We start from the raw sequence: 12,656 nt of genomic DNA on the forward strand, positions 1-12,656 counted from the left end.
AAAACTATGTACCGAAGTACAATGTTATTCTGAATTAACTGCGATTGAACAAGTTCAATACGCCTCGTTAATCATTGAAAGATAAATCTTTCAACGTAAATGAATTAATTCGTGTGTCATTGATATTGATTCTTTTTGTCCCGAAGGACTATTTTGAAACCGGCTTACCGATGATTCGCTTCGCGATTCATCTAGCGACGGTTGTTTTTGCTTGCGCAAATACAACCCTATCAATGCTCACACAGATTGTTTGATTAAATTGTTAAAGAGCGTGCCTTTCGGCGAGGTGCGTATAATACGCTAACCTTGAACCTTGTCAACATTTTATTTTAAATTACTTTAAACATAAAAGTTGTTGCAAACTCAGTGAGCTTGCTGGCTCCAGACCATTTGATTAACTTGCGTTAGTCGCCGTGTCTGTGGGTGCGCATTATAGGGATTGAATTATTCTTGGCAAGCATTTATTTCAATAAACTTACGAGTTATTAAAATATTGATTTTTATGCTCACTTAACAAACAATAATTACTATTTTGTTATTTAAAATCAGATTGCAGATTACTCACACCATCTTTTACTAATTTTGTGTTCAATTTTAAGATGATCCAATATTCGTGCAATCATAAAGTCCTGTAAATCTTCAATCGATTGTGGTTTATGATAAAACCCAGGTGCTAGGGGCATGATAGTAACCCCAAGTTCTGACAAGGTGAGCATATTGCGTAAATGTAATGTTGAAAATGGAGTTTCTCTTGGTGTAATAACTAATAAACCACGCTCTTTCAAAATAACATCAGTCGCACGTTCGATGAGGTTATTTGATAACCCCTGTGAAATCGATGCAAATGTGCCACAACTGCAAGGGCAAATAATCATTTTTTTAGGGGCTGAAGATCCTGATGCAACTGGCGAGAACCAGTCTTTCTTGCCTAAAGCAATGATTTGATTTTCTTTAGCATTAAAACGCTTTATTAAAAAAGTATTTAATTCCTGTAAATCTGAGGGCCAATCTTCATCAACTTCAGTTTTCAAAACTATTTGAGCGACTTCCGATAATAACAAATACACTTGGCAATTATTATCAACAAGTGCTTGCAATAGCGATAAAAAATAGCCACTACCTGATGCACCAGTCACTCCTAAGGTAATTTTTTCAGTAAACATACAACCCTCTATAATTTATTAAGTAACTTTTGATGAATACCTGAAAAGCCGCCGTTACTCATGATCAATATATGATCATTCGCTTTACTTACTTTAACAAGTTTATCGCAAAGGACATTAATATCAGTTGAGACATCAACTAGTTTGTCTTGGTTCTGCAAACATATCTTTAATAGACCAATTAAGATCAGAGTCTTCAAAGCAGTAAACATAATCGGCTTCATTAAGGGCATTAACTATTGCCTCTTTATGAATGCCTAATTTCATTGTGTTTGATCTTGGTTCAAGCACAGCAATAATACGTTCATTACCGACTTTAGCGCGTAAGCCCGCAAGTGTAGTTTTAATTGCCGTAGGGTGATGTGCAAAATCGTCATAAACCGTAATATTATTAATTTTACCTTTTACTTCCATTCTACGTTTAATACTTTTAAAACTTGCTAATGCTTCAATTGCAATTTCAGGTGTGACACCAACATGTCTTCTTCATCTGCTATTGCGCCTAATGCATTTTCAATATTATGGTCGCCCATTAAGCCCCAATTAACTTGACCTTGTTTGCTGGAGTTTAAGAAAACTTCAAATTGAGATCCGTCTTTTTTTAATTTTTGTGTTGACCAATTTCCAGCTAACTCTTTATCTAAATATTCAACTTCACTCCAACACCCCATTTGTTTAACTGACATTAATGCTTGGTCATGATTTGGTATAATAATTCGTCCACTACTAGGTACAGTACGAACTAAATGATGAAATTGTTTTTTAATCGCATTAAGATCTTCAAAAATATCAGCATGGTCAAACTCAAGATTGTTTAAAACTAATGTACGCGGATGGTAATGAACGAACTTAGAGCGTTTATCAAAAAAGCACTATCGTATTCATCAGCTTCGATGACAAAAAAAGGTGTTTCGCCTAATCGTGCAGATAAGCCAAAGTTCTCTGGCACACCACCAATTAAAAAACCTGGTTGCATATGCGCATATTCAAGTATCCAAGCAAGCATACTTGATGTTGATGTTTTACCGTGTGTGCCGGCAACTGCGAGTACCCACTTGTCTTTTAAAACATGTTCTAATAACCACTGAGGACCAGAGATATAAGGAATTTGTTTATCAAGTACCGCTTCAACGCAGGCATTACCCCGGCTCATCGCATTTCCGATCACTACTAAATCCGGATTACTATCTAATTGGCTAGGATCAAAGCCTTGAATAAGTTCAATCCCCTGCTCTTGTAACTGTGTGCTCATAGGAGGATAAACATTTTTATCAGAGCCCGTTACTTTGTAACCTAAAGACTTAGCCAAAATAGCTACGCCACCCATAAAGGTGCCACAGATACCGAGAATATGAATATGCATTGAGACCTCGAAAACATGATATTTAAAATGAAGGCCAGTTATACCTGATCTTGTGACAATAAAAAAGGGCGAGCCCCTGAGGTACTCACCCTTTCAAATGCTAAAAAGCTGTTTAATTAAGCTTCAAAAGCATCCTGTAAAAACGGAATAATTTGTTTTTTACGACTAACAACACCAGGAAGTTCAAAAGCAGCATCAACAACACTGCTATTTAATGCGCTTGCTACTTTATCAGCATCTTTAGAGACGATAAGCGCAATCGTATCTAACTTATTAATATCTGTTAATAATACGATAGTAGAATGATAGCCGTTTCTCTGCTTGAATTTTTTCCATTTCAACTAACATATCTGCTTTTTTACTTAATGCAGTATCTAATGAAGTTAATTCTAACTGGCCAATGGCTAATTTATCACCCGCCATTTCAAATACTTTTTGGTCACGAAGAATAAGTTCAGCGGCAGGCACAGATGCAATATCTGATTTCGCTTCAAATTGTGCTTCAGCAAAGGCGTTTAAATCAGCGACTCCTGCAATTTCAGCTAACTCTTTAGCGACCACTTTATCAATATCAGTAGTCGTTGGACCTTGGAAATTAACCGTATCAGAAATAATAGCGCCCATCATCAACTTAGCAACTGCTTGTTCTGGTGTTTGATTATTAAATTTATACATGTTGTAAACGATAGTTGCGCTACAACCAACAGGCCAAATCCAACACTCTAAGGGTTCACTTGTTGTGATATCACCTAACTTATGGTGGTCAACAATGCCGCGAATTTTGGCTTTTTTCATATCCGCAGTGCCTTGATTCCAATCAGAGTAATCTACAATAAAGATCTCTTCACCAGCAACGGAAGTGCGAATCTCTGGTGTTGGAAATCCAGATTGCTGAAGTAGAAATTGAGCTTCAGGGTTTGGCTCACCTTGTAATACAGGTGTCGCAGGGCGCCCCATTTTATTAAAAGAGCGACAAGGCTGATAGCACTACAAAGGCTATCGCAATCAGGGTTTTGGTGTCCAAGAACTAACATCTATTTTTCCTACTTTGGTTAAAACTTTTTAGTATCTTGCCATTTAAGCTGTTTTCGTCAAGAAAAAACGAGCACTATATCTACAAAATACTAAAAAGTTAGTTTTTAGTTTATGGTGTACAGAATAGCTGATTTAGTAAAAAACTTTAACTATTATGTCACATCTTTAACGGGAATCGCTTTTTTTACATAAACATCAAAGCGATTATTCTTTGTTTTGATACTCATGGATGGCTTTTTATTATCTAAAAAAGGAGCGTAATCTGGTCGCTTTACTACCACTCGGTAACGAGCTGACTGTAAAGCAACATCAAGCAAACTATCAGCATCTAAATCTGCTCCTACAACGCCTTGAAAAACACGCATCTCTTTTTTAACTAGTGCGGATTTTTTTGTGTGGAAACATCGGATCTAAATAAACAACATCGGTTTGATTATCTTTCAAATAATCGATACTTGAACCAAAATGAAGTTGCATGCGTTGTTGCATCCATTCGCCAATTTCAAGGTTCATATAAGCTCGCTGTAAACCATCATCTAACAAAGCAGTTGCAACAGGAGAACGTTCCACGAGTGTGACATTACAGCCTAACGAAGCTAAAACAAAAGCATCTCGTCCCAATCCTGCTGTTGCATCTATCACACTGAGATTAGTCCCGGTTTTCAAACCAACTGCTTTGGCAATCGCTTGGCCTTTACCACCGCCAAATTTGCGACGATGTGCTGTTGTACCAGAAACAAAATCGACAAATATAAATCCCTGTTTCGGGTCATCTAACTGTTCTAAAGCAAGGTGCTCTGGCAATAAATGTAAGCGAAACTCATCACTGTGTTGATTATCAAACCCTCACTTTTCGCGCAACTTCTTTGCAGTAAGACTTAATGCGCTGTCATTACAAATTAAAGGAATACCCATGGTTATTTTTTCTCTTATGATATTGGGTTGAGCTACGAGTTACTAGCTACAAAAAAACATCTAGCCAGTCCCAGGCTCTCCCCCAAAAAAATTGCTTCTAGTAGCCGAATTTCAGACATAAAAAAGCCAGTCAATCGACTGGCTTTTTAACAATAATACCGCTTTTATAGAGGTGTTATTATATAAAGCAAGTCACCACTTGATACCTGTTGACCGTTTGTATTGATGATTCTTTCAATACGGAACTTAGTCTTAGGATCATATAATACTGCATCTTGTTTATTGAAGCTTGATAATGAAATCGGTGAAAACATTTTCATTGCTTCCATCAAACCAAGCGTTTGTTCAACATTTACAATATCGCCTTCATTAACGAAGTCCGGTTCTGCAGGTGAAGAACCGCGGTAGAAGATACCTGCGCTATTTGCGATAACTTTTAATTCATTACTGCCATCAACAGTAATTGAAATATCGCTACCGCCTGATGATGCAGATGCTTCCATCTCATCAATCATAGTTTGCTGGTCAAGTCTTGCCATAAATTTAGGCAAGTAAGTTGTATCGTAATTACCCGCTAAGAAAGTTTCATCTTTCAAGATACGTTGTAATAAAGGTATATTCGTTGCGATACCTTTAATAACCACTTTATCTAGGAACTCTAATAATTTCTTAACTGTATCGTTACGATCTTTACCTTTACAAATAAACTGAGCAACTAAACTATCGTAATATGGTGATACTTCTTTACCTTCACCAATCATTGAAATTACTTCAACATCATCCTGCTCTGGCACAGAGTATTCAACAACTTTACCTGGGTGTGGTAATAATTGCATTATACCCTCACTGTCTAGAGCCGCTTTTTCTGCGGTAACACGCACTTCAATTGCGTAGCCCTCATTAGCAGGCTTCAACTCAGCGATGCTTTCACCAGAAGCAATATTGTATTGTGCACTAACAATATCGATACAAGAGGTTGCTTCAGTAACTGGGTGTTCTACTTGTAAACGGGTATTCATTTCCATGAAGTAAATTGCATTTTCATCAAGGTCATAAATAAACTCAACCGTACCAGCGCCTAAATAATCAACAGCATCAGCCAGTGTCGCAGTATGTTTTAAAGCTTGTGCTTGTAGATCTTCAGGTAGCATAGTTGAAGCAGATTCTTCTACTACTTTTTGGTTGTTACGTTGAACCGAACAATCACGAATACCTAATACTTTTGTATTACAGTGTTTATCACGTAATAACTGAACTTCAATATGACGTAATGAAGTAATGTATTTCTCTAGATAAAGATCACCGTTACCAAATGCACTTCGAGCTTCAGCGGATACCTGAGCAAAACCTCTAAACATATCTTCAGCTTTTTTGATAACTAAGATACCTTTACCACCACCACCATTTACCGCTTTAAGCAGTACTGGGTAACCCATGCTATTAGCAATATCAAGCGCTTGGTTCTGCTCCGGTCAAAATACCGTGAGAACCAGGAACAACTGGTACACCATTATCCTGCGCTGTTTTAATCGCATTGGATTTGTTACCCATAGTTAACATACTGGTCATACTTGGGCCAACAAAGTTTATATCATGAGTAACACATAAATCAGCAAACTGTGGGCTTTCTGATAAGAAACCAATACCTGGGTGTAATGAGTCTACTTCTTCGTATTCAGCTACTTTTAGCACTGAACTTGCATTCAAGTAACTTTCATCGGAAGTATTACCCCCAAGACAAACTAACTTATCACCTTTACCTAACATGTCAGCAGGTACAGAAGTCATATCAGGATCAGAAGCAACTAATACAACGTTAATATCATTCGCTTTTGCTTTTCGAATCAATTTAACCGCAGTACATCCACGAGCATGTATTAATACTTTCTTAACAGGTTTCATTAATGCGCGAGGATCTGCTTGCGAGAATGATTCATCACTATCATCAATATCACATACAGGTACAAATCCTGTTAATGCACGCTCAATCGTTTCTTCGATTGTGATCGTAGGCATTGGCATATTTTCATCGATATCACGCAATTTGTCATTAAGATCATCAGAGAATGGATTAATCACCAAGCCATCCATCGCGCCAGCAGAACGTGATAAATAGTTAGACAAGGTTGACGTTGATGGTAAATATGCAGGTACAACCATTTGTCCGGCAAATGGCATATTTGTTCCAGATAAATAATAAGTCTGTGCCATAGGGTGAGTTACAAAACTCGCCTGCGCACCACCTGTACAATCTCCATAACCAAACATAATAACTGGTAAATCATTATCACGTATGAAACGTGTGATACGGTCATTTACAACAGCCATAGAGAATAGTGCAACTGCACCTTCTTTAGTTTGCATACCGCCAGAACTAATGAATGAAATAACAGGAATATGGTGTTTCGCACATTCAACTAATAACGCACAGAATTTTTCAGCACTGGCCATATCAAAAGCACCGGCTTGGAATGACAGATTTGATACTGCTACACCTACGCGCTGTGTTTCACCGTTAGCTAATTTGAATTGACCAATACCTGAAATCAAACCACATGGCTTAATGTCTTTATCTAATGCATCTTCAATTGAGAGACGGAAGCCAGGGAACTCTAATAAGTTAGCTGTCATTAAATCTGCTTTAAATTCTTTAAAGTTAGTAAAGAATTTATCGATGATCGCATTGTGTGAATTGTTTTTCTTATTCTTTTCTGAACGAAGAACCGCTTGGATCAAAAGGTCTTGATAACCCATTGTCAATCGGTTCCAGAAATCTTTACGACGACCGATACGTACAGGGTTAATTGCGCCATTATATTCTGAAACATCTTCATGGCTAGCATAATAAGACGGTAAAATCTTTTCAAAGAAGTAGGTTAAAATTACAAACAAACTTGCGTTCATTTGTGGCGCCCCAATACTCTTCCATTCTTCTACTTTGGCAAGAATTTCGCCACGTTCGCTTAAGTCTGTGAAGTATTGAATCCAAGCATTAAAACTTGCTTTTAGTTCTTCATAATCATCATCACTAACTTTATTTAATGCGCCTTTTAATGAACTGCGCACCAAAGATGAAACAGCATCACGAGATAATTCTTTTGTTGCCATTGCTTCTTTTGCAATCGAAGCAAGGTTACCCATTGTATTGTCGTATAAAGCATTAAATACCAACATATGACGACAATGCACAATAAAGCACTCACGTGTTTCTTCGTGACTAACCACATCAATTGTTGTTAGTTCAGAAAGTTCGGGCCAGCTGTCCGTTAATGGTAAGTTATCCACATCTTCAAGGTAGGCAATTAACGCACGGAAGTTATCTTCTGCAGAAGTCTTCCAACGATTATACAGTGACCAAGTTAGATTTATTAATAAGGTACTACGTGCACTGTCGTAGTTAGCTACTGGTTCACCTAAAATAAGTTTAGTAAAGGCATTACGCTCTACGCTTTTATCTTCACGTTTTGCAAGAAATGACTTCCAATTCTTATTAAGTGTGTCGTCGTAAATCAACTTATCTGGATTATTTAACCAGCTAACAAAGACTTTTTTACGATCATCTGCGATACGCGCTTTTAAATCCCCCTCAGGGATCGTCATTTTTGATAAACGACCGTATTCATTTTTTTGAATCGCTTTAATACGAGAACGTAAAGTTAAATAGCGCATGTAACGATAAGTTGTACCAAATGCATTGTTATGTACAGTTGGATTTTTCGCTAAAAGGTGGGCACTTTCTGAGGCACTTTCAACCGCTAATAATTTACTAGAAGGTTCTAAATAACGCGTTAAACTACGATTATAATGTACCAAAATATCAGGGTATTCACGTACAAATGAAACAGAAGTTGCTTCGATTGATAAAATACTCGATACCACTGCTTTTTGTAGATTATGCTGGCGTTCATCTTGGTCTACGGGTGAATAATCAATAATGCCATCGATACAACCATTGGTATATAACTCCTCTGGAGAAACACCTACTGATTGAGCACATTCCTGCCAAGAAAGGTTATATTTACGTGCAATACTCTGTAAACCTTTAGGCTGAATAGTATTAAAAATACCATCACGTACAGAAAGTAAAATATTAGCAGTCGCTAATGGGATTGCACCACCAGAATAACCTACACCAACAACAATACCCACAGTCGGGACATCAACATTGGCACTCTCAGTAATCATTTGAGATATACTGTGTGCTTGGTTCTGACTATTGGCTTCTTCTCCGGCATCGGCTCCAGGAGTATCAATAAGGTAAACAATTGGCAAAGACAAATCTGCAAATTTTCGGATCGCTTTACTAGCGGCTAAATGATGTTCAGGCATCCACGCGCCATTATTAGAACTTCTTTCCTGTCCAATAAGACCTATTCGACGAGTATAACCACCAAAATCGAGTTCCATTTCAGCACTATAAAATGCGCCGTTTAATTGTTCTGTTACAATTTTGCCATTAAAACCGGCAACAATTGATTTTACACCTGGACGCTTGTTATCTTCAGCAGGTTGCACTGTACGAGCAATATAAGCATCGACACTAAGCTTTTTAATTGCGGCTAAGTTTGATTTAATGCGTTTGCGTTCAATCAAACCTTCAAGGTTTTCTGTGTTTGATGGTAAAGAATTATCCGGAAATAATGAAAAGTCTTTTGCTATATGCTCAGCATGAATAAACAACGGATCTGCAATGTTGTTTGTTTCAAACTGAGAAGAGGAAGATTTTCCTGACATAAAGTACCCTTACAAAAAGATTAGTAAAAAATTAAAAAAGATCCGCGTAATTTACAACTTATTAACAGATGATACCAGTACTGATTTTACAATGTAATGAAAAGCACTTGTATTTACTGAGTTCTGTGTCGAAAATAACAAAAAACCTCATTAATTATAAATAACTAATGAGGTTACAATCGCAACCATTTTCTTTGCAAAAAACGAAATCATTTTAAATTCAATAGCTCAGTGCAGACAAGAAAATAGTGAAACAAGATTTAAGCCCTTTTAAACCATGTAGTTTTCAGGTAAATCTATTTGTGCTACACCGGTTTCAACCGTCGCCAACGCCACTGCACCAGCCACTTTTTTCAGTAAACGAGGATCCATCGGTTTAGGGATAATATAATTTTTGCCAAACTCGAGTGATGTTGCACCACTAGCTTTCAAAACAGATTCTGGTACAGGTTGTTTAGCAATATCACGGATAGCGTGTACTGCGACAACTTTCATTGCTTCATTTATCTCTGTTGCTCGTACATCTAGTGCACCACGGAAAATAAATGGAAAACATAAAACATTATTTACTTGATTAGGGTAGTCACTGCGCCCTGTTGCCATGATTAAATCATCTCGCACAGCATGAGCAATCTCAGGTTTTATCTCTGGATCTGGATTTGAACATGCAAAAACAATAGGATTAGGCGCCATCAGTTTTAAATCATCACCAGACAATACATCTGGGCCAGATACACCAACAAACACATCTGCGCCTGCAAGAACATCTTGTAAAGTACGTTGGTCGGTATTATTAGCAAAGCGTTGTTTGTATTCATTAATATCGGTACGACGAGTATGGATAACACCCTTACGATCTAACATATAGATTTTTTCACGTAGAGCTCCACATTGAATTAACAATTCCATACAAGCAATAGCATGAGCACCTGCCCCCATACAAACAATTTTAGCATCTTCAATCTTTTTACCTTGAATATCCAGCGCATTGATCATACCAGCGGCTGTAACAATCGCTGTGCCGTGTTGATCATCATGAAATACCGGAATACTACAGCGTTGTTTTAATGCTTTTTCGATTACGAAACATTCTGGCGCTTTGATGTCCTCAAGATTAATTCCACCAAATGTATCCGCGATATTGGCCACTGTATCAATAAACTCTTCAGGTGTTCTATGCTTGACTTCGATATCAATAGAATCAAGATCAGCAAAACGTTTAAATAATAATGCCTTGCCTTCCATTACAGGCTTTGATGCTAAAGGGCCTAAATTTCCTAGCCCTAAAATCGCTGTTCCATTAGTAATAACTGCAACTAAATTGCCCTTCGCTGTATATTTATAAACATCATCAGGATTAGCGGCAATTTCACGAACGGGTTCAGCTACACCAGGACTGTATGCAAGCGACAAATCTTCCGCTGTTTCAGCTGATGTAGTAAGTTCAACACTAATTTTTCCTGGTTTAGGGAAAGCGTGATAATCAAGGGCTTTTTGACGCTGGTCTGACATTAATAAATTCCAATAAAATGATGAAGGGTTAGGAGAAAAACAAAGTGTGATGATAGTCAAATTTTTAATGAATTTATAGTATTAATTTACTTTAAGGCAATATTTGCGCGGGGTGATAAAGTGTCATTTTGGGCTTTCCCTTTGAAAAAAATAACTTACCACTCAACAACAACTTATCATACAAATGTATATCGATATTATTTTCTTTGAACACCTTCAATTTGGTAGTGCGAATAGAAACAGATAGCTTTTTATCAAGTACAAATATCATTCCTTTTTTAGAAAGCTCAATATTCGTCACTCTTCCACTAACATACACATATCCCTTTTCTGACTTTGTTAATCTCGATGCATTTAATGAGTCAAAATCTGACCACACAGCTTTTTTACGTAGTCTCGCTTGGCGCTCTGTATCTTGAAAACATCGCCACAACAAATCATTTTTTCCAATCACCCAATGCTTCGCAAGACCAGATTTTAATTGAAGTAAAGCTAAGTTTCGCCCTGTTTTAGTGTAAACATAAGCAAGAATTCGCCCATATTTATCTTGCTTGGTTTTATCATAAAGTAGTTTTAACTTATCACCTGGACGGATATACCTTTCTAATAAGGCTTTTGCCTCTAATGCATAGGGCTCTGATTTAGACAAGTTACGGTAATTAATTTCAGGCGTATCAATACCGATAAAACGAACCAAACGGCCATTTTCTAATGTCACCGTATCACCGTCATTGATTTTTTTAACTACAAAAGTTTCATCCCAGCCATAACGAGGGCAACTGGCAAATAGACTAACTGGAAACAATATAAAAAAGAAAATAATAAAATATTTCACAATAAGACCTGTTTTAAAAACAAGTAATAACTGTAGATTAAATTGACTAAAAATTCACCTGTTAATAATTTTAAAAATGATAGGTATTAGATGTATAAGAAAATACCTTTAATACCTTTAATAACTTTAATAACTTTAATAACTTTAATAACTTTAAAATCTTTAAAATCTTTAAAATCTTTAAAATCTTTAATACCTTAAGATCAAAACTCAGATCTCAAATTTCAGGCATAAAAAAGGCACCCGAAGATGCCCTTTACTACATTAAGAGTACGCTAAGTCCAGCAATCTTATTTAGAAGAAAGTGCACCGAAACGTTTTTTGCCTGTATTTGATAAAGAGCTTCGGTACGACCACCAGTATTAACAATACCTTGAGTGTTTAAAATCTCAGATTTCAGGCATAAAAAAGGCACCCGAGGATGCCCTTTACTACATTAAGAGTACGCTAAGTCCAACAATCTTATTTAGAAGAAAGTACACCGAAACGTTTTTTGCCCGTATTTGATAAAGAGCTTCGATACGACTACCAGTATCAACAATACCTGAGTGTTTAAAATCTCAAATTTCAGGCGTAAAAAAGGCACCCGAAGGTACCTTTAATACGTTAAGTTCAACAATCTTATTTAGAAGAAAGTGCACCAAAACGTTTTTTGCCCGTATTTGATAAAGAGCTTCGATACGACCACCAGTATCAACAATACTTTGAGTGTTTAAAATCTCAGATTTCAGGCATAAAAAAAGGCACCCGAATGTACCTTTAATATGATAAGCCCAACAATCTTATTTAGAAGAAAGTGCACCGAAACGTTTTTTGCCCGTATTTGATAAAGAGCTTCGATACGACCACCAGTATCAACAATACTTTGAGTTTTAAAATCTCAGATTTCAGGCATAAAAAAAGGCACCCGAAGGTACCTTTAATACGTTAAGTTCAACAATCTTATTTAGAAGAAAGTGCACCGAAACGTTTTTTGCCCGTATTTGATAAAGAGCTTCGATATGACCACCAGTATCAACAATACTTTGAGTGTTTAAAATCTCAGATTTCAGGCATAAAAAAAGGCACCCGAAGGTACCTTTAATACGTTAAGTTCAAC

At 36.8% G+C, this 12,656-nt stretch carries 6 protein-coding genes and 3 pseudogenes; all 9 read right to left on the minus strand.

The features are described from left to right. Nucleotides 1-90: 90 nt before the first annotated feature. The 9 genes and pseudogenes from ACLKMH_RS22310 to ACLKMH_RS22350 all read right to left on the minus strand — a co-directional run bounded on the left by ACLKMH_RS22310 (nt 91) and on the right by ACLKMH_RS22350 (nt 11,557). The gene (locus ACLKMH_RS22310; RefSeq protein WP_413700006.1) at nt 91-219 is read right to left on the minus strand and encodes a hypothetical protein; all 129 of its coding nucleotides are present in this window, start codon (nt 217-219) and stop codon (nt 91-93) included. Between the two features lie 338 nt (nt 220-557). Beyond that, entirely contained in the window at nt 558-1,163 is a 606-nt protein-coding gene (locus ACLKMH_RS22315; RefSeq protein ID WP_413700007.1) for a flavin prenyltransferase UbiX, read from the minus strand. An 8-nt stretch (nt 1,164-1,171) separates the two neighbouring features. Continuing rightward, nucleotides 1,172-2,526: pseudogene (gene mpl / locus ACLKMH_RS22320) on the minus strand (UDP-N-acetylmuramate:L-alanyl-gamma-D-glutamyl-meso-diaminopimelate ligase). 116 nt (nt 2,527-2,642) lie between these two features. After that, nucleotides 2,643-2,867, minus strand: a complete 225-nt coding sequence (locus tag ACLKMH_RS22325) for a DHHA2 domain-containing protein (RefSeq protein WP_413700008.1) — start codon at nt 2,865-2,867, stop codon at nt 2,643-2,645. After that, on the minus strand, nt 2,800-3,483 hold the full coding sequence (locus ACLKMH_RS22330; RefSeq protein ID WP_413700009.1) for a DHH family phosphoesterase: 684 nt from the start codon (nt 3,481-3,483) through the stop codon (nt 2,800-2,802). Before ACLKMH_RS22330 ends, ACLKMH_RS22325 begins: the two co-directional genes overlap by 68 nt. 230 nt (nt 3,484-3,713) lie before the next feature. Further along, nucleotides 3,714-4,353: pseudogene (locus ACLKMH_RS22335) on the minus strand (class I SAM-dependent methyltransferase); the annotation flags it as partial. A gap of 287 nt (nt 4,354-4,640) precedes the next feature. Beyond that, a pseudogene (locus tag ACLKMH_RS22340) lies at nt 4,641-9,210 on the minus strand (biotin carboxylase N-terminal domain-containing protein). Between the two features lie 270 nt (nt 9,211-9,480). After that, nucleotides 9,481-10,722, minus strand: a complete 1,242-nt coding sequence (locus tag ACLKMH_RS22345; RefSeq protein ID WP_413700010.1) for a malic enzyme-like NAD(P)-binding protein — start codon at nt 10,720-10,722, stop codon at nt 9,481-9,483. Between the two features lie 91 nt (nt 10,723-10,813). Further along, nucleotides 10,814-11,557, minus strand: coding sequence for a thermonuclease family protein (locus ACLKMH_RS22350; protein WP_413700011.1), 744 nt, complete (start codon nt 11,555-11,557; stop codon nt 10,814-10,816). Nucleotides 11,558-12,656 lie beyond the last annotated feature (1,099 nt).

The sequence above is a fragment of the Psychromonas sp. KJ10-10 genome, from assembly GCF_047323245.1.
In the GTDB taxonomy this organism is placed as follows: domain Bacteria; phylum Pseudomonadota; class Gammaproteobacteria; order Enterobacterales; family Psychromonadaceae; genus Psychromonas.

Excerpts from the sequence above, each read along its gene's own strand:
- ACLKMH_RS22315 (WP_413700007.1), bottom strand. The coding sequence starts at position 1,163 with ATGTTTACTGAAAAAATTACCTTAGGAGTGACTGGTGCATCAGGTAGT.
- ACLKMH_RS22330 (WP_413700009.1), bottom strand. The coding sequence starts at position 3,483 with ATGGGGCGCCCTGCGACACCTGTATTACAAGGTGAGCCAAACCCTGAA.
- ACLKMH_RS22345 (WP_413700010.1), bottom strand. The coding sequence starts at position 10,722 with ATGTCAGACCAGCGTCAAAAAGCCCTTGATTATCACGCTTTCCCTAAA.